An 18,191-nucleotide genomic window follows, 5' to 3' on the forward strand; every position below is an offset into this window, starting at 1 on the left:
TATGAACAATATCCACCAGACATACAGGGCAGACGTCGATGGTTTGCGGGCCGTGGCTATCTTGCCAGTGGTCATGTTCCACATCGGCTTTCCCGGGTTCTTTGGCGGTTTCGTTGGCGTGGATGTGTTTTTTGTTATCTCAGGCTACTTGATCACCAGAATCATCGTGCGTGAGATGCGGGAAGGCAGCTTCTCGATCGCTGATTTCTACCGTCGTCGCGTGCTACGGATCTTTCCCGCTCTGTTCGCGATGCTGGCCGCGGTCTCGGTGCTTGCGCCGATGGTCATGCTGCCGGGTGAATTGCTTCGCTATGGCAAGTCGGTGGTGTCGACCACGCTGTTCTATTCCAACATGCTTTTCTATTCGGAAAGCGGTTACTTCGCACCCGATTCCCATACCAAGGCCTTGCTCCATACGTGGTCACTGGCGGTGGAAGAGCAATTCTATCTGTTCTGGCCGCTGATCTTGCTTGTGCTCCGGGCCCGTAGCCAGGCGGCGATCCGCTGGGGAGCATTCACGATTGCGTTGGTGTCGTTCGTTTTTTCTGCATGGCTTATCGAGCACGACGCTGCTGCGACCTTTTACCTCATCCCGACCCGGGCATGGGAATTGTTGGCCGGTGCCTTGGTGGCAATTTTTCCGAACCTTCCAGCGCAAAGGCGCTGGCTGCGTGAATTTCTGTCGGGTGCCGGTCTACTTGCCATTCTGGTGGCAATCAAGTTCTATAACGAAGGCGTGCCGTTTCCGGGCGTGGCGGCGCTATTGCCGGTGCTAGGTGCGGTCGCCATCATTCTGGCCGGTGGAAACGGTGGTTCACTGGTCGGCCGTCTGCTGTCGTGGCAGCCTATGGTATTTGTCGGCAAGATTTCGTTCTCGCTTTATCTCTGGCATTGGCCGGTGATCGTCTTCACTCAGATTGGTCTTCTACGCGAGCAAACTTGGCCGGTTAAATTCGCTGAGTTGCTTGCTTCGATGCTGATGGGATGGTTGTCCTGGAGGTATGTTGAACGTCCGTTCCGTCATGTCAGTCCCCTTCTGCCTAATCGAGTCGTCCTCGGGCGGGCCGGTTTGGCTATCGCGGCGGCGCTGTGCGTTGGTTTGGCGTATGTGCTGCCTCAAGGCTGGCCCCAACGGTTCAACGATCAGCAACTTGCTTTTGCCAAATATGAAACCTACAACGGCGACCAGCAGTACCGTGGTGGAAGTTGCTTCGTGGTCGGCGAGAACGAGCAGTTTGATGCTGAGCATTGCCTACAACGCAAGGAAGGCGAGCGTAACCTTCTGTTGATTGGCGACAGTCATGCAGCCCACCTTTGGCCTGGACTGCATGCGAGAGCGAACGGCATCAACGTGTTACAAGCCACCCATACCGGCTGCCGACCTGCACTGACTGATTTTGACCATCCCAAGAACCTGTGCGAACAGTTCGTGACCGATGTTCTCAAGCAGTGGCTTCCCAGCCATCCGGTCGACGTAGTGGTGTTGGCTGGACGCTGGACCCACTCGGACCTCAAGGGCTTGCCCTTAACAATTTCAGCAGCCCTCAAGGGGGCCAAGCGGGTCGTGGTAGTAGGGCCGATCCCTCAATACGTCTCTGCCTTGCCGCGTTTTCTGGTACGTGCATCGGCGCCGTCTCAAGAGCTTGCGGCTGCTGGGTTGACGTCTGGTCCGTTTGCGCTCGACCCGCAGATGCGGCAGGTTGCTACCGCTGCCGGAGCTCAATACTTTTCGTTGATCAACGCGCTTTGTGTCGATCATAGCTGCAAGGTAATCGTAGATGGCGGGGTTCCAATTCAATTCGATTATGGTCATCTCACCGTTGAGGGTTCAAGTTACGTGGTCGGTCTCATGATGCCGTTGATTGCGGGGACTGTTGCAGCAGTTGAACCTGCTTCAGTGACTCGTGGTGTGATCGGATCTCGCCAACCATGAGCCACCAATGTGGCGAGCCTGAAATCCAATTCAACTTTATCTTTATTCAGACATGAGTTCTTATCGCATCAAACGCATGATGGCCTTGTCGATTTCGTTGTTGCCGACTTCGCGACTGCGGATGCTGTTTTATTCGGCCCTGATGGGCTATCGCTTTGGCGCGCGCAATCGTCTCGGCTGGCAAGTGCAGATCGCCGTAGAGTCGTTTGTTGCCGGTGATGATGTGACGATTCGCCGAGGTAACCGTTTTATTGGCCCGATCAGCGTGAATCTTGGTGATCGTACTTTGCTGGGTATTAACAATCTAATTGAATGCGGAGAAGCGGCTGCACATCCGAAGTCTGCGCACATGGGCTATGCGCGCAGCTTTAAGACCGGCATCAACAGCCTCATTCATGAAGATCATCGTTTTGATGTCTATGGTGCAATCAGCATCGGTGATGGTACTTGGGTGGCCGGGTTTGCCTCACAATTTCTGACCCACGGGGCGAGTACTATGAATCGTGACATCAGTATTGGTAGCCAGTGTTACCTCGGTTCTGCGGTGCGGTTTTCACCAGGTGCCGGCGTTGCAGACCGCGTAGTGGTGGGAATGGGTGCAGTGGTGACCAAGCACATTGAGCAACCCGACGTGGTCGTGGGTGGTGTGCCGGCTAAAGTAATTTCCGAGCGAACTGCCGACGATAAATTCGTATTTGAAAAAAACTGGACCTGAGTGCTCAGGCACCTGGTCCTCTTGTTTCTGCCATAGAGAGGCGCACTGTGAAGTTCCTTGGGTACCGTCCCGATATAGATGGCTTGCGCGCCGTCGCTGTCCTATCTGTCATTCTCTACCACGCCGGTGTCGGTGTGCTCAGTGGCGGTTTTGTGGGCGTGGACATCTTTTTCGTGATCTCGGGATATCTCATCTCGACCATCATCTTCCAGGATCTGGAGGCTGGGAGGTTTTCCCTGGGGCGCTTTTACGAACGTCGTATCCGCCGCATTCAACCAGCTTTAATCGCGATGGTGCTGGTGACTCTGCTCGTCTGCGCCATCGTCTTCGTTCCCTTGGACTTCAAGCTGTTGGCGCAGAGCGTTGGTGCTACTGTCCTCTTCTCCTCGAATGTTTATTTCTATCTCAAGAGTGGCTACTTTGATCCGCTCGCAGAAACCAAGCCGCTGTTGCATACATGGTCTCTGGCGGTGGAAGACCTTTTCTTTCCGTTGCTGCTAATGCTGCTGTGGCGGCATGCACGTCGACATGTTGCTACTGTCTTGATCGCTCTGACGGTAGTGTCGTTTGCTTTTTCCATATGGCAGGCACGCGTGGCTTCAGACGCCGCTTTCTATTTGCCGTTTGATCGAGTCTGGGAGTTGCTCATCGGCGCGTTGTTGGCTATGGGCATAGTACCGCCGGCGCGTTCTGCTGCGTTGCGTAAGGCGCTGGGGATATTAGGACTGGTACTGATGGCTGTGGCAATCTTCCTGTTTGCTCCACACGACATCTTTCCTGGAGAGCGTGCCCTTGTGCCGTGCATGGGGGCTGCCTTGCTAATTTATGCAGGGCAGGGCGGTCCTGTGGGGGCCAATGCCTTGCTGGCCGCTCGCCCGATGATGTTCATCGGCAAGATTTCCTACTCTATGTATTTGTGGCATTGGCCGTTGATCGTTGTGTTGCAATACGTCCTGTTCCGCAAGCTCAATGGCTTGGAAATACTGGCGTACCTGGTTGTAGTTCATATGCTTGCCTGGGCGAGCTGGAAATGGGTTGAGCAGCCATGGCGTGACGCTAATCGCCTGGTGCTTTCCCGCCGACAGGTGTTCGGATATACCTTTGGTGTGACTGCCGTTGGCGTTGCTCTGGCCGTGTCAGTTCATGCGACAGGTGGTATGCCTGGACGATTTGCACCCGACGTGCGCCATTACGCAGCTGCCGCTCTTGACACCAATCCTCTGCGCCCTGCGTGCGACAGCCCGTCTCGCAAGCGGCTCGATGCTGGCGATGTATGTACGATAGGTACGTCCAGCAAGCCAGCTTCATTTGCCTTCATTGGTGACAGCTTCGGGGATGCGCTGGTCCCCGGCATCACTCAGGCTGCCCATGATGCCGGAAAGAGCGGGATCGTCCTTACGCATAGCGGATGCTTTCCGTTGCTGGGCGTAGTTCAGACTGATAATCCTTCCTGCGTCGGGATCATGGAAGCCAACCTGAACTTGCTCAACAAACATCCTGAGATCAGCGATGTGGTGCTTGTTGCCCGCTGGACTTCGGCCCTGCTGGGCAGCCGATACGGCCAGTTCGAACAGAGCGGCTGGTTCATTAAGGACAGTCAGACCAAGCAAGTCAGTTATCAGGAAAACCGCTATGTGTTCGAACGCGGCATGTTGCGTACGCTGGAAGCTCTAAAAGGACGCAACGTGGTTGTGTTGGCCTATCTGCCTGAGCAGCGCTTCGACATTCCTCGCGCGTTGACGCTGTCGCAGCTGTTCGGCTGGCCACGCGAGGTAGCATTGCCAGTATTCGAGCATCAGCGCCGCCAAGCTGAGTTGCGTGCCGCTTTCGCGCGTATCGAACAAGCTTCCCCTGTGATGCTTCGGGTACTCGACGTCGGTGCATCAATGTGCGACGGCAAAGACTGTGCAGTACTTCGCAATGGGGTAGTGCTTTATGCTGATGACAACCATCTGTCGCGTTCTGGTGCGATAGCGCTGTCCGACGTCTGGCGCAAGGCTCTGGTGCAAAACGAGGGTAGCAAATGAGCCCGGATCTGAAAAAAGCAAGCGAGGCACCTGCCCATCCGCCGGTTCGACGCATACATGAGCTCGATGGTCTGCGCGGGATGCTCGCGTTGTTCGTGGTTTGCTATCACATGTATGGGCCGCTGGCAATTTTGCGGACTACCTTCGCCGAGAAGTTTCCTCTGTTATTACAAGGCTGGTATCCGGTAGACGTTTTTTTTCTCATGAGCGGCTTCGTCATGATGCACGTCTACCAGCGAGCCTTCTCCGGGACATTGCACTGGGCCGCATTCTGGCAATTTATGCGAGCCCGCGTGGCCAGGCTCTATCCTGTTCACGTGGCAGCAATGTTCTTGATGCTTCTGTGCATGCTTCCCGCAATCTACAAATCTCCGGATCTGTATCAGTGGGGTGGTCGCTATAGTTTAGGGGCCTTTGCCGGATCGCTGGCCATGCTGCATGGTCCTTGGATCGACTACCGATCGTGGAACTATCCTGCGTGGTCGATAAGCGCGGAGTGGCATGCTTATTTGCTGTTTCCGCTTTTGGTGCCCTTGGCCTTACGTTGTCGCGGAGTGGTGGCGGGGCTGATGCTGGTCGCGTCTGCGGTGGTACCCTTTACTCTTTATTTGCAGCAGTTGTCGCCCGATCCTTTTCCCACCAATGGCTGGCCGGTGCTAATGCGAGTGTTTCCGTTGTTCTTCGGGGGTATGCTGCTGTATCGCGTTGCCCCGGTAAGGTGGTTCTCCTCCGGGACGGCTGCGTTGCTGTTCGTCGGCGGCACTTTGGTTGTCCTGTTTTTTGACAAGTTTTCGGCGCTGGCAGTGTTGCTGGCTCCGCCAATGATCATGGCTGCGCTCTCAGAAAATTGGTTCCAGTCACTGCTACGTCGACCAACATTGCTCTTCCTGGGCAAGATTTCCTACAGTTTGTACATGACCCACGCACTGGTCGAAACATTCTTCGTCACGCTTTTACAGCGCGTGGGCTTGCGCTTCTTTAACTATGACCTGGGCGCTCATCTGGGGCCGTCATTTTTAGTCTGGAGTGCCGGAATTGGCGTTGCGCTGGTTCTCGGCTACTGCACTTGGCGCTGGGTCGAAGAGCCCGCACGGCACTGGGTCATGCGCGTGACCACGCGCTCCCGAGGCGTTGTGCCTGTCCGCTCGAGCTAACAGCAAGAACTATCGAAACAAATCGGCAAATGAAAAATACATTACCCAACCTCCAAATCCTGCGCTTCTTGGCGGCGGCGATGGTCTTGCTCAGCCATGTGCAGCATCAGGCCGCAGGGATGAACTTCGGTGCTGCGACCTATACTCCCTGGACTGGTATCTATCTGGCAGGTGGTGTAGACATTTTTTTTGTGATTAGTGGCTTCATCATGCACGCCATCTCCAGCGGTGATTTCGGCCATGAGGGAGCATCTAGACGCTTCCTCATCCGTCGGCTGGTCCGCATCGTGCCACCGTATTGGTTATTTACACTGGCAATGATCGCCGCAGCGGTATTTTTCTCGGGCCATATTCGCCACTCTGCACTGTCTCTCTGGCATATCGTTACATCTTTCCTGTTTATTCCCTACCCGAACGCGTATGGTCAGCCCTATCCGATGCTGATGCTGGGCTGGACGCTCAACTACGAGTTTTTCTTTTATGTCGTTTTCGGCGCGGCCCTTGTGCTGCCTCGTGCAAAGGGATTGGGCTTTGTGTTTCTCACAATTGGTTCTTTGTCTGTATTGGGCATATTCGATACCTTCAAGAGCCTGCCGATGTCGTTCTGGAGCAACCCCATCATGCTGGAATTCCTTTTGGGGATCTTGCTTTCGATAGCCCATGAGAAGGGCGCCCGTGTGGGTGGCGTCACGGCTGCATTGCTGATAACAGGCGGATTCTTGGCGATGTTTGTTCTTATGGACCTGGGTATTGCTGCACACTTCTGGGCCGCCAGGGTACTGTGGATGGGCTTGCCCGCGCTTGCGATCTGTGCCGGTGCGGTGCTCTTGGTGCAACCGGTGCGATATGCCGGATTTAAGCAAGCTCTGGTATTCCTGGGAGACGCATCATACGCCCTGTACTTGTCCCATCCGTTCGCCTTGAATCTGGTGGCATTGTTATGGTCCAAAGCTGGCCTTCAGCAACCGTATCTGTACGTCGCTTTAAGTTGCGCGGTTTCGTTGGCTTTAGGCGCTGTTGTGCACGTTCTCGTCGAGAAACCCGTGACACGATATTTCAGTTCCCGTTTAAGCCCAAAGCGGGTGCCCGGCAATGCTGCTCAGGAAGTCTGCTGAGATCGTTGCGTGTTTGAAAAAGAGGTTTTTATGAAAACGAAGATAGCAAGAGTTCGTGTACGCAGCCTTCTTGGTGCCTCGTTGTCAGCTGCCGTGCTGCTGACAAGCAAGCAAGGGTTGGCTCAAGAGAGTATCAACCTGCCTCAGCCGAACCAAGCGGTGGCTTTGGGTTGCGTCGCTGTAACTGCTGGTGACTATCCCCAAGTGCAACTGCGTCGAAATTTCGTTGACGCATTTGACAAGCTGGATCTGAAGTCCAATCGATGGACCCCGCACTATGACGCCGGATACGATGACACCGCAAAACGTTGGCTGGGTTACGACTGGGTGGTCAAGCGTACGTTGCCGGGTGCACAGGAGCAGCAGATTTACGTCGATCCTGATTATCGTGGTTCGACTAGCGCTCCATTGAATCTCAACCCCTTCACTACCAGCAATGGCATCCTGACCATTACGGCGGACCGAATCCCGCCGGAGCTAAAGGCCGCGCTTCCGGGTTTTCAATTCATGTCAGGATTGCTGACTACCCGCAAGTCCTTCCTTCAGAAATATGGGTATTTTGAAATTCGCGCCAAAGTACCTGCGGGACGAAATTTGTTGCCAGCGTTCTGGTTGTTGCCGTTCGATAAGAGCTGGCCACCAGAGTTGGATGTCTTCGAGGCCCCTGGGCATGAACCTGACAAAATTGTCACCACCGTACACTGGAAAGAGCCTTCGGGACAGCAGAAAGCCTCAGGTTGTCGTACGGTCGTCCCAGGTTTCGACAAACAGTTTCACCGGTACGGCGCCTTGTGGACGCCCGAGCGGGTTGTGTATTACCTTGATCGACGGCCGATTGCTCAGATAGCCACCCCACCCGGATTCGACAAGCCAATGTACATGATCGTCAACCTCGCAGTGGGCGGAACTTGGGTGGGCCGCGCTACTGACGAGAACCCAATGCCCGTGAAGTTTGAGGTTGACGAAATCTCGGCGTACACGTTGGGTGAGCCGGATCAGTGCAACGTGGCTGCCAATGGGGTAAAGACATGTCAGGGAAATTGAGCAACCAGCCTTGGAACGATGCAGTGCCGGAGGTACATCAGACTCCGGGATACTTCGTTCGTCGAAGTTTCTGGATGCTCATGCTTGTCATGTCGGTAATTCAGTTCACCGCAGCGTGGCTTTATCCCGCCACAAGCTTCGGGGGCACCGAGTCATTGATCACGGAAAAGGCACTTGGTGTTCCATTCCAGTATTTGTTGTGGCTGATGGTGCTCACCGGATTCTTTTTGCATACGACCGGCCAAGGGTTCGACTTCCTGATGCGTGTGTTGAAGCCTTGGCTGCCACTGATAGTGGTGGGCATCGTGGCATCTGTCTTCGGGGCGCAGCCATTCGTTTCGTTGCGTAGCATGATGTTGTGGATCTTGATGGCGTTGTCTGCTGCCATGGTTGTGGGTGAAATGCCGCCGAAGAAGGCGCTTGTGGCTCTAATGCGCGGGATGTTCGCAATCGTCCTTCTGTCAGTGGTGATGGCCTTGCTGGTTCCCAAGGTCGGCACTCAGTTGTACGGTACAAGTACAAAGGTGTGGCGCGGTGTATTTACACAAAAGAACCAGTTGGGATGGGTAGCGGCGCTGACGCTGATCATCGGTGGTACGTTAATCAGTCGCCAAAGCTGGCGTCTGCCGGCAGCGATGGTAGTCCTGGCCGCCGCTTGCCTGCTGGGTTCCGGGTCTAAGGGAGCGCTGGCGGCAACCATGCTCAGCATTGGCTACCTGTTCCTGATTCATCTGCTGCGCACCCGGGTGACTCCGGCATTGGGCGTGACGACGGTGATCGTGCTGACCATGTCGATTGCAGTTTTTGGCATCTTCATCTTGCCCCCGATTTTGTCTGCCCTGGGGCACGACCCCACGTTTTCTGGTCGTACTACCGTTTGGTCAGTCTATTTCAACTCCATGCTCAATACGCCGTTCATTGGAGAGGGACCAGGCGCCTATACTTCCTTGTCTGAACTTACTTCACCACTCGCCATGCGGCTGGGAGAGTTGGGCGCTATCGTAACGCCTCACAATGCTTTTCTGGGCTCATTTGGGGACGGTGGTGTCCTCGGTTTCCTGGCCTTTTTCGGTGTTCTGTTTTATTTGGCTGTGGTAGCTCCATTCCTGCGTCAAGACCGCATCACGTTGACTTGCGCAGGAGTGGCAGCGTTCAACATGGTCCACGGGATGGTCGAAACACACGAAGTGTTTGCTGCAGGGGTCGGTTGGTATTGCATGATTTTCTTGCGTGCAGTGACACTGCGCGAATTGGCGCGGGTCCCTGTTGCAAGGATTCAGACGACCCCGTTGGCTCGGAGCTCAAGTGGCCCCGGCACTCAGTCTCTTAAGAGGTTTCCATGAGCATGCCTGAAACCATGCAGCTGCGTATCGTTATCGGAATTCCGACTTTCCGCCGTCCTGATTTGCTGCGTATCTTGCTCGACAGTTTGTTGCCGGAAATACAGGGCAGGGATGTCTATGTAGTGGTCGCAGACAATGATTGTGGTACCGAGGCGCAGGCCGTGGTAGCAGAATTTACTCAACATTGGCCTGTTGCTGAATGTATTCCCGTTCGCGAACGTGGTGTTGCGCAGGTGCGAAACGCCCTTGTTAGGCGTGCTGCTGAGGTCTGCCCAGAGTGGGACTGGCTCCTCATGCTTGACGACGATGGTCGTGTCACGCCCGGCTGGTTGGATCAGGTGCTGCAAACCGGGCAACGGTTTGACGCGCATCTGGTAGGCGGGCCTGTAGATGGCCTTTTGCCTGATAGCGCCAGTATCTTCGCTCGCAACAGTATCTTTGCCTCTCGCAAGCGCTGGCCTACCGGACTGGTGTCCACTCTGAACACTACTCAGAATCTTGCAGTGGCACGCAAGACAGTGGATTTGATCGGAATTCCGCTGTTCCGCAACGAGTACGGCGCCTCCGGAGGTGAAGATTATGATTTGTTCCGGCGCGTGGCGCGCGCAAAGGGTCGCATCGCTTGGTGCGACGAGGCACTGGTAATTGAGCCTGCCCCCAGTGATCGGCTGACCTTCATTAGCCTGCTCAGGCGCTACGCCACAACAGGCGCCTACATGGTCCGCATTGATCGCTTCTACGACGGACTGCCGTCCACAAGTTGGAATGCCTGCAAAGGCCTTGCTGTATCTCTGCTGCGTACTGTGGCGGCGGCTGTCTTGATGCGTCGGGATACTTGCGCCCGTTCAATCCTGGTGACCGCGCACTACTGTGGGCGTATCGCGGGATTAGCCGGAGCCAGGACGGCACGTTACGTTTCTTCAGAAGGAAAGAACTCATGAGCACTATTGTGGAAAGTTCCAGTGCACCCTTGGTTGCGATCGGTCTGTGTACATACAAGCGTCGCGCAGGCTTGGAACGCCTGCTTGAGCATATTGCTGTAGCCGTGGCCACGCACGGCCAGCCGGTCACGGTCATCATCGCCGACAATGATGGCAGCGATCCGCTGGTAAAGGCTTCGGTGGAGGCGTTTTCGGCACGTAGCGGAATTGCGGTACGTTACTTGATCGAAGCGACCCCTGGGATTTCCGCCGCACGAAATGCGGTTTTCGACGAAGCCACCCGCTTGGGCGTGCGTTTTATGGCCATGATCGATGATGACGAATGGCCCGCTCCCGGCTGGCTCAAGGAATTGCTCAAGACCCAAGCGTCGGAGCAGGCGGCGATCGTCGGCGGGCCGGTACGACCGGTGTTTCCCGACAGTGCAGCGCATCTGCGCAAATACGCTCGCTATTGGTCGGTGCAGCGCCAGTTCTTGGAGGGCAAGCCCTTCGTTTTCTGCTCGTGCAACTTCCTCATCGACATGCAGGCCATCGCCAGCGAGCCGCGTCCGCTGTTCGACGAGAAGTTCGGATTGTCTGGTGGCGGCGATACCGTGTTCTTCCGCAAGCTTTTCCATCGTGGCCACCCCATGGCGTGGTCCGAGGACGCATGGATCCATGAAGAAGTCCCGCAATCGCGTGCCGGTTTCAAATGGATGCGCCAGCGTCGCTATCGTGTTGGCAATCATGCCGTACGCTGGGAAAGCGTGGGGGGCAATGGGATGCGCTCGCTGCTCAAGACCCTGGGTATCACGGCGCGCCTGCCGTTCTACCCTTTGTTCCGACGTGAACCTGAGTCACCCATGATCGGCTGGCTGCTGGAGTACGACAAGATTCGCGGCCGCTGGGCCTCCCATTTCGGCGACGTGTTCGTCGAATATGCACGCCCCGACGAACCGGGCCAGAAGTCATGCCGCTGAGCATGGTTGTGCCAGCGGTCTGCCGTACCTACCGGAGCGCCTGCCATGCTTGAGCGCCTCCACGCATTGCTCGACCGGCTGGAGAGCAAATTCCGCCTGCGCACCATCGTGGCGACGATGGTGCCCACCATCGGTGCGCTCGGACTGCAACTGGTGACCTTCGCGCTGACAGCGCGGGGCCTGGGTGTCGAGCAGTTCGGCCGATATACCGCCATCCTTGCCATTGTGGCGGTGGGTGTCGAGCTCATCGGTATCGGTGGTGCTGACATGCTGGTGCGCTCCGTCTCGCGCGATCGCAGCAAATTCGCGCTGTATTACGGCAACATGCTGTGCGCCATCGGGGTGACGTTGCCCTTGGCTGTTGCCATCGGTTCGTTTGTCGCGCTTGGGCTCTTGCATGTTGAGGTAGCGGCAGGTTTCGTTGCGCTGGCGCTGTTTGCCGAGATCGGCCTGGCGCGCGTATCGGCTTCCACCGAGCTGGTGATGGTTGCTTTCGGCCATACGGCCCGTGCAGGTTGGGTACGCGTAGCCACGGTGGTGGCACGACTGCTGGTTGCACTGGTGTTCTTCGTCGTGCTGGGGCTGCGCGATCTTGATCAGTGGATCATCTGGCTGGCGGTGCAGTCGCTGGTGATGATGGCGATCTACGCCTGGCTGGCTGCCCACTTGTACGGCAAGCCGCAATGGGTGTTGCTGGTAGGGGAGATCCGCACCGGATTGATGTTCTGCATCAACCAGGGTTCGCGGGCCATGCAGGGCAATCTGGACCGCATGGTGTTGTCACGCTTTGCCGATGCCTTCGCCCTCGGGGTCTATGGCGCGGCCTCCCGCATCCTGCAATTGGGGCTGTTCCCGATGCAGGTGATGACGCGCATTTTTTATCCCAAGTTCTTCGTGCATGGGTCCAACGGCATTGCCGCCAGCCGCCGCTATGCGATCAAGGTGGCGCCTGCACTGTTCGGAACGGGGGTAGTGTCGGCCATTGCGGTAGCGGTCGCGGCGCTGTTTGCACCTACGGTGCTGGGCCATGATTTTGCCGGCAGCGTGCATACCACCATCGGCCTTGCGGCCTCCTTGCCCTTCATTGCCCTGCAATACGCAGCCGGTGATGCTCTCACCGGTGCCGGGCGGCAGGGGGTGCGGGCGAGCATTTACGGGTTTTCTGCCATCGGCTTCGGCTTCGTCTTGGTGGCAGGCGTACGGCTGGGTGGGGTGCCGGGTTTGATTGGTGCATTCGTGCTTGCACACTTCTTGCTGGCTGGGGTGTTATGGGCGGCGGCGTTCCTTTGCAAGGACCCGGCGCCCTATCCCGAGCGAGCCAACACAATAATCGGAGACAACTGACCGCACTGGCCCTTGATGGCGAGGCGGATGTCCGTTTTACAGGTTCAAATTGGTGAAGGAAAAAACATGAAAATTACAGTCATTGGTACCGGCTATGTGGGGTTGGTGACCGGCACTTGCCTGGCGGAAATGGGCAACGACGTGATGTGCCTGGATCTGGATGAGAACAAGATCCGCATCCTGCGCGAAGGCGGCATCCCGATCCACGAACCGGGCCTGCAGGACCTGGTTCACCGCAACGTTGCCGCAGGCCGGCTGCAGTTCACTACTGATATCGCCGAATCCGTGGTCTTCGGCGAACTGCAGTTCATTGCCGTGGGTACCCCGCCGGATGAGGACGGTTCGGCTGACCTCAAGTACGTGGTCTCGGCCGCCCGCAATATCGGCAAATACATGACCGACTACAAGGTCGTCATCGACAAATCCACGGTACCTGTGGGCACCGGGGACAAGGTGCGTGCCGCCATCGCCGAAGAATTGGCTGCACGCAAGCTGGAGACACCTTTCGATGTGGTCTCCAATCCGGAATTCCTCAAGGAAGGCGCGGCGGTGGAAGACTTCATGCGTCCCGATCGCGTGGTCATTGGTGCCGACAGCGAGCGCGCCATCACGGTGATGCGTGAACTGTATGCGCCTTTCATCCGCAATCACGATCGCGTCATCGTGATGGATATCCGCTCCGCCGAGCTGACCAAGTACGCGGCCAATGCCATGCTGGCTACCCGCATCTCGTTCATGAATGAACTGGCCAACTTGGCTGATGACCTCGGCGCCGACATCGAACAGATCCGTGTGGGCATCGGTTCCGATCCCCGCATCGGTTTCCATTTCCTATATCCCGGATGCGGTTACGGCGGCTCCTGCTTCCCCAAGGATGTGCAGGCCTTGATCCGCACGGCAGAGGAGAGCGGCCGGCGCCTGAAGGTGCTCAATGCGGTCGAGGAAGCCAACGATGCCCAGAAGCACGTGCTGCTCGACAAGATCCGCTCACGCTTCGGCAGCGATCTCAAAGGCAAGGTGTTCGCGGTGTGGGGCTTGGCGTTCAAGCCCAATACCGACGACATGCGCGAGGCCTCCAGCCGCGTGATCATCGAAGGCCTGTGGGAGATGGGCGCACGCGTGCGTGCTTATGACCCGGTGGCCATGGACGAGACTCGCCGCATCTATGGCAACGATGACCGTCTGTCCTATGCGAGCTCGCACCAGGATGCCCTCACCGGTGCCGATGCCCTGGTGATCGTGACGGAGTGGAAGGAATTCCGCGTGCCCAATTTCGACGTGATCAAGAGCAGCCTGAAGCAGCCGGTGATCTTCGATGGCCGCAACCTCTACGTCCCTGCGCAGATGCGCAAGCGCGGCATCGAGTATTTCGCCATCGGCCGCCGCTGATTGGCATGGTCCGCGTAGCCGCTCGGTTGCGTGGACCGATAACACCTCACTGAAAACAAAAAGGATAACGCGATATGAAGGCCATGATTCTGGCAGCAGGCAAGGGCACGCGGGTGCGTCCCCTGACCTACGATCTGCCCAAACCGATGATCCCCATCCTGGGCAAGCCGGTGATGGAGTACCTGGTGGAGCACCTCGTCAAGTACGGCATCCTCGACATCATGGTCAACGTCAGTTATCTCCACGAAAAGATCGAGCAGTATTTCGGCGAAGGCCAGCGTTTCGGTGCGCGCATCGGTTACTCCTTCGAAGGGTATCTGGACGACCAGGGCGAGGTGCATCCCCATCCCATCGGTTCGGCTGGCGGCATGAAAAAGATCCAGGAATTTGGCGGTTTCTTCGACGAAACCACCCTGGTCATCTGCGGTGATGCGCTGATCGACCTGGATATTCAGTCGGCGCTGTTCGAGCATCGCCGCAAGGGTGCCCTGGTCAGCGTGATCACCAAGGAAGTGGCGGCCGACCAGGTGTCCAGCTACGGCATCGTAGTCGCCGACGAAGAGGGACGAGTGCAATCGTTCCAAGAGAAGCCGCGCCAGGAAGACGCGCTGTCCAATCTGGCCAGCACCGGTATCTACATCATGGAGCCGGAAGTGCTGAACCTCATTCCCAGCAATACGGTGTTCGACATTGGCTCGGATCTGTTCCCGCTGCTGGTGGAGAAGAAAGTGCCGTTCTATGCCCAGAAGCGTTTCTTCAACTGGATCGACATCGGCAACGTCACCGATTTCTGGTCGGTTCTGCAAAGTGTTTTGAGTGGCAAGGTCGCGCAGATGTACGTTCCTGGTACCCAGATCGACGATGGCTTGTGGGTGGGTCTCAACACGCGCATCGACCGCGAAGGTACTGTCATTGAAGGACCGGTCTACATTGGCGCCGGTACCCATGTGGAAGCCGGCAGCCGTATCGTGGGCCCGACCTGGATTGGCCACGGCAGCCACATCTGTGCAGGCTCCGAAGTGGTGCGCAGTGTGCTGTTCGAATATACTCGCACCGCTCCTGGAACCAAGGTGGAGAACTCGGTGGTATGCGGCGATTACAGCGTGACCCATGACGGCCAGATGCGCCACATTTCGGAGTTCCAGGACAATCACTGGAATGACGCCCGGGATCGCCGCGTCAAGCAGCGTGATCCCGGCGCCGGCCAGTGATAACAAGATACCTTGAGGAAAACATGAAAATCTATCCCATCATTCTTTCTGGCGGCTCCGGCACACGGCTGTGGCCACTGTCGCGCGCGGCCCTGCCCAAGCAGCTCATTTCGGTAGTGGGTGAGCGCACCATGCTGCAGGAGACGGTGGCACGAGTGAGCGACTGGCCCGAGATCATGCCGCCGCTGTTCGTGTGCGGCAACGATCACCGCTTCATGGTGGCTGAACAGATGCGTGCCATCGGCGTGAAGCCGCTGGCCATCGTGCTCGAACCCACGGGCAAGAATACCGCCCCGGCGGTAGCTGCGGCCGCGCACCTGCTGCGTCAGCGCGATCCGGATGCGGTCATGCTGGTACTGGCGGCAGACCATGTGATCACCAATGTCCCTGCTTTCCATGAGGCCGTCTCGCGGGCTGCCGAAGCGGTGGCGGGAGGGGCACTGGCCACTTTCGGGATCCTGCCGTCGGCCCCGGAGACCGGCTACGGCTACATCCGTCGTGGTGAAGCGGTGGCAGGGGTGAGCAGCGCCTATGTCGTCGACAAATTCGTGGAAAAGCCGGACCTGGCCACGGCCGAGCACTTCCTGGCCGATGGTGGATATTCGTGGAACAGCGGCATGTTCCTTTTCAAGGCCGCTGATTTCCTTGACGAGTTGCAGGCCTATCGTCCTGACATCGCCGATCCGGTCGCCCAGGCGGTCGCGAAAGGATATGAAGATCTGGACTTCTGCCGCCTGGATCCGGCCAGTTTCGAAGCCACTCCTTCCGAATCCATCGATTACGCCGTGATGGAAAAGACGCGCCGTGCGGTCGTGGTGCTTGCCGATATCGGCTGGAGCGACGTGGGCTCGTGGAGCGCATTGTGGGCAGTGCAGGAAAGTGATGAGAACGGCAACGTCCAGCGCGGCGACGTTCACCTGCAGGATGTCACCAACACGCTGGTGCGTGCTGAAAGCCGCTTGGTATCGGCATTGGGCGTGGATGACCTGATCATTGTCGAGACGGACGATGCGGTGCTGGTGGCGCACAAGGACAAGGTGCAGGATGTCAAGAAAGTGGTCGATCAACTCAAGGCCCAGGGCCGTACCGAGCCGATCCATCACAAGCGCGTCTATCGTCCATGGGGCAGTTATGAAAGTGTGGCGTCGGGGGAGCGTTTCCAGGTCAAGCGCATCATCGTCAAGCCGGGCGAGAAGCTGTCGCTGCAGATGCATCATCACCGTGCCGAGCACTGGGTGGTCGTGAGCGGCACAGCTCTGGTCACCCGCGGCGAGGAAGTTAAACTGCTCAGCGAAAATGAATCGATCTACCTGCCCATTGGCGTGACCCATCGCCTGGAGAACCCGGGCAAGCTGCCGCTGCACCTCATCGAGGTGCAGTCCGGCAGCTACCTTGGGGAAGATGACATCGTCCGGTTTGAGGATGTCTACAAGCGGGTTTAAGAGGCAAGAACGGCACGGCTGAACCCGCTGCGAAGCAGGTTCTGTCCGGAGTGTATGTGCAATGCCGACGTTACCATCTCCGGTAGCAGCGGCAATACCCTTGCTACGGACTAATGATCTGGTTTGTTCATTGCCCGTCGGGGTGGGGCATATCAGCTAGTAAATTCAGTCCTGATATTCATGGCGCACACTGGCGGCTTGCGCTATTTTTATTTCATGTTGCCGAGTCGGCCTGCTCGCTCTTCACATGGTGCTTCTCATTGGTTGAGAAGTCACGGCTATCTCTTCAATTCGTGGTGACCAGTTCTTCATCATCAGCGGGATCGTGATTTATTGTGAATTCCAGCGCTCGGTGTCCTTTAGTGTCCGACTGTTCGGGGCAATTCTGTATATGCATCACATCCAGGCAATCTATTTTGGTGCTGGCGTGCTGATTGCGTCCGTTTTTTCACTTCGTAATCCAACGCCGTCGAGCTTTTTCGCTGGTTGTTGACAATCCTTCGCCGCGACATTTAATGTCGGGGCCGCACCCCGGTGGGGCCAGAAACTGCCTGCACGCAACGCAACAGCGCTGAATTGACCGATCTCAGGAGAGCGGTGAGGACAAAAAAACGCCCGATTACTCGGGCGTTTTCGGGGCTCGGAGTGCTGAGGCTCAGGCAGCGGCCATTGCCGAAGGGGCAAAGGACTTGCCATCTTCCTTGCGGCGACGGCGCGAAGCGATCAAGCCTACGAGAGCCAATCCACCCAGCATCATGGCGGTGGACGACGCTTCAGGCACGGGCGAGGTCAGATCCAGCGAACCGCCGTAGCTGCCCTTGCCGGTGACCTTCAGTGCATAGCTGCCTGCGCTCAGGCTGGTGGCATCGATGGCGAAGGTGGTAACGGTCTTGTTGCCAAGGGTGTTGGTGTACTTGGTACTGCCAATGGTGGTGTTGTCGGCCAGGTTTTGCAGCACGAAGGTCTGTACGCCGCCATTAGTGGTGGTGACGAAGGTTGCAGTGATCGATGCGGACAGGTCCTTCACGCTGGTGATGGTGAAGTTGTAGACGTCGCTGAAGCTTTGGTTGGCTGCATAGTTGAGCGAGGGGATGGCGGCGCTACCTTTGGTGACATCCAAGGTGAACGTGGTTGCATTGGCAGAACCGGCAGCCATTGCGAGGGCCAGGGAGATGGCAGATGTGACGAGCAGCTTTTTCATGGGATCAATCCTTTTAAGTTCAAGACAATTTATGAAGAGGATTGCGCGTGGCGCTTTCCATTCCAAACCAAATCAACTCACTTTGATGCGAGGATTGCCCTGGGACAACTGCGTCACAGTCAATCTATATTGCCTGAAATCAAACAATTCCTGACAAATTCTGACGGTTGTTACAAAAAATGCGTTGATGTCGGAACTATAACATTTGGTCTGGAGCTGAGCAATAAAATTTGGCCTGAAAATCCACTTTTCGTGATTTTTTTAAGCGGCCGGAAAGCCGCGCCAGTAAAGGATTTCAAGAGTTTCTGCAGGGCATTTACGTGCAATTGTGCGCTGCGGAAATTAACAAATCCGTGGGGCAATTATTTTGTCT

At 56.8% G+C, this 18,191-nt stretch carries 14 protein-coding genes; 13 read left to right on the forward strand and 1 reads right to left on the reverse strand.

Annotated elements, in window-relative coordinates:
• The first annotated feature begins 1 nt into the window (after position 1).
• The 13 genes from CEJ45_RS02790 to CEJ45_RS02850 all read left to right on the forward strand — a co-directional run bounded on the left by CEJ45_RS02790 (position 2) and on the right by CEJ45_RS02850 (position 16,617).
• Positions 2 to 1,933 (forward strand): acyltransferase family protein, encoded by a 1,932-nt coding sequence (locus tag CEJ45_RS02790; protein ID WP_158214887.1) that lies wholly within the window; start codon positions 2 to 4, stop codon positions 1,931 to 1,933.
• Between the two features lie 52 nt (positions 1,934 to 1,985).
• The gene (locus CEJ45_RS02795) at positions 1,986 to 2,648 is read left to right on the forward strand and encodes an LbetaH domain-containing protein (RefSeq protein WP_141106953.1); all 663 of its coding nucleotides are present in this window, start codon (positions 1,986 to 1,988) and stop codon (positions 2,646 to 2,648) included.
• Between the two features lie 83 nt (positions 2,649 to 2,731).
• Positions 2,732 to 4,675, forward strand: a complete 1,944-nt coding sequence (locus CEJ45_RS02800) for an SGNH hydrolase domain-containing protein (protein ID WP_158214888.1) — start codon at positions 2,732 to 2,734, stop codon at positions 4,673 to 4,675.
• On the forward strand, positions 4,672 to 5,829 hold the full coding sequence (locus CEJ45_RS02805) for an acyltransferase family protein (protein WP_088753715.1): 1,158 nt from the start codon (positions 4,672 to 4,674) through the stop codon (positions 5,827 to 5,829). The genes CEJ45_RS02800 and CEJ45_RS02805 overlap by 4 nt, the downstream gene beginning before the upstream one ends.
• A gap of 29 nt (positions 5,830 to 5,858) precedes the next feature.
• A complete protein-coding gene (locus CEJ45_RS02810; protein ID WP_088753716.1) occupies positions 5,859 to 6,944 on the forward strand; it encodes an acyltransferase family protein in 1,086 nt (361 codons plus the stop codon).
• Positions 6,945 to 6,974: 30 nt separating this feature from the next.
• Positions 6,975 to 7,988 (forward strand): glycoside hydrolase family 16 protein, encoded by a 1,014-nt coding sequence (locus CEJ45_RS02815; RefSeq protein WP_088753717.1) that lies wholly within the window; start codon positions 6,975 to 6,977, stop codon positions 7,986 to 7,988.
• A gap of 80 nt (positions 7,989 to 8,068) precedes the next feature.
• Positions 8,069 to 9,331: an O-antigen ligase family protein gene (locus CEJ45_RS02820; RefSeq protein WP_158214889.1), complete on the forward strand. Its 1,263-nt coding sequence runs from the start codon at positions 8,069 to 8,071 to the stop codon at positions 9,329 to 9,331.
• Positions 9,328 to 10,272, forward strand: coding sequence for a glycosyltransferase family 2 protein (locus CEJ45_RS02825; protein WP_088753719.1), 945 nt, complete (start codon positions 9,328 to 9,330; stop codon positions 10,270 to 10,272). The genes CEJ45_RS02820 and CEJ45_RS02825 overlap by 4 nt, the downstream gene beginning before the upstream one ends.
• Positions 10,269 to 11,231 (forward strand): glycosyltransferase family 2 protein, encoded by a 963-nt coding sequence (locus tag CEJ45_RS02830; RefSeq protein WP_088753720.1) that lies wholly within the window; start codon positions 10,269 to 10,271, stop codon positions 11,229 to 11,231. The genes CEJ45_RS02825 and CEJ45_RS02830 overlap by 4 nt, the downstream gene beginning before the upstream one ends.
• A gap of 45 nt (positions 11,232 to 11,276) precedes the next feature.
• Positions 11,277 to 12,575, forward strand: coding sequence for a lipopolysaccharide biosynthesis protein (locus CEJ45_RS02835; RefSeq protein WP_088753721.1), 1,299 nt, complete (start codon positions 11,277 to 11,279; stop codon positions 12,573 to 12,575).
• Positions 12,576 to 12,641: 66 nt separating this feature from the next.
• Positions 12,642 to 13,964: a UDP-glucose dehydrogenase family protein gene (locus CEJ45_RS02840; RefSeq protein WP_088753722.1), complete on the forward strand. Its 1,323-nt coding sequence runs from the start codon at positions 12,642 to 12,644 to the stop codon at positions 13,962 to 13,964.
• Between the two features lie 83 nt (positions 13,965 to 14,047).
• On the forward strand, positions 14,048 to 15,175 hold the full coding sequence (locus CEJ45_RS02845) for a nucleotidyltransferase family protein (RefSeq protein ID WP_088754018.1): 1,128 nt from the start codon (positions 14,048 to 14,050) through the stop codon (positions 15,173 to 15,175).
• A 23-nt stretch (positions 15,176 to 15,198) separates the two neighbouring features.
• Entirely contained in the window at positions 15,199 to 16,617 is a 1,419-nt protein-coding gene (locus CEJ45_RS02850; protein WP_088753723.1) for a mannose-1-phosphate guanylyltransferase/mannose-6-phosphate isomerase, read from the forward strand.
• Between the two features lie 655 nt (positions 16,618 to 17,272).
• Here the strand turns inward: CEJ45_RS02850 and CEJ45_RS02855 are convergent.
• Positions 17,273 to 17,818: an FxDxF family PEP-CTERM protein gene (locus CEJ45_RS02855; protein ID WP_088753724.1), complete on the reverse strand. Its 546-nt coding sequence runs from the start codon at positions 17,816 to 17,818 to the stop codon at positions 17,273 to 17,275.
• Positions 17,819 to 18,191 lie beyond the last annotated feature (373 nt).

Source organism: Herbaspirillum aquaticum (assembly GCF_002213425.1).
GTDB lineage: Bacteria > Pseudomonadota > Gammaproteobacteria > Burkholderiales > Burkholderiaceae_D > Herbaspirillum > Herbaspirillum aquaticum.

Bases quoted from the DNA above. Each gene is read 5' to 3' on its own strand.
- CEJ45_RS02790 (WP_158214887.1), top strand. From the start codon at position 2: ATGAACAATATCCACCAGACATACAGGGCAGACGTCGATGGTTTGCGG.
- CEJ45_RS02795 (WP_141106953.1), top strand. From the start codon at position 1,986: ATGAGTTCTTATCGCATCAAACGCATGATGGCCTTGTCGATTTCGTTG.
- CEJ45_RS02805 (WP_088753715.1), top strand. From the start codon at position 4,672: ATGAGCCCGGATCTGAAAAAAGCAAGCGAGGCACCTGCCCATCCGCCG.
- CEJ45_RS02810 (WP_088753716.1), top strand. From the start codon at position 5,859: ATGAAAAATACATTACCCAACCTCCAAATCCTGCGCTTCTTGGCGGCG.
- CEJ45_RS02815 (WP_088753717.1), top strand. From the start codon at position 6,975: ATGAAAACGAAGATAGCAAGAGTTCGTGTACGCAGCCTTCTTGGTGCC.
- CEJ45_RS02820 (WP_158214889.1), top strand. From the start codon at position 8,069: ATGCTTGTCATGTCGGTAATTCAGTTCACCGCAGCGTGGCTTTATCCC.
- CEJ45_RS02825 (WP_088753719.1), top strand. From the start codon at position 9,328: ATGAGCATGCCTGAAACCATGCAGCTGCGTATCGTTATCGGAATTCCG.
- CEJ45_RS02830 (WP_088753720.1), top strand. From the start codon at position 10,269: ATGAGCACTATTGTGGAAAGTTCCAGTGCACCCTTGGTTGCGATCGGT.
- CEJ45_RS02835 (WP_088753721.1), top strand. From the start codon at position 11,277: ATGCTTGAGCGCCTCCACGCATTGCTCGACCGGCTGGAGAGCAAATTC.
- CEJ45_RS02840 (WP_088753722.1), top strand. From the start codon at position 12,642: ATGAAAATTACAGTCATTGGTACCGGCTATGTGGGGTTGGTGACCGGC.
- CEJ45_RS02845 (WP_088754018.1), top strand. From the start codon at position 14,048: ATGATTCTGGCAGCAGGCAAGGGCACGCGGGTGCGTCCCCTGACCTAC.
- CEJ45_RS02850 (WP_088753723.1), top strand. From the start codon at position 15,199: ATGAAAATCTATCCCATCATTCTTTCTGGCGGCTCCGGCACACGGCTG.
- CEJ45_RS02855 (WP_088753724.1), bottom strand. From the start codon at position 17,818: ATGAAAAAGCTGCTCGTCACATCTGCCATCTCCCTGGCCCTCGCAATG.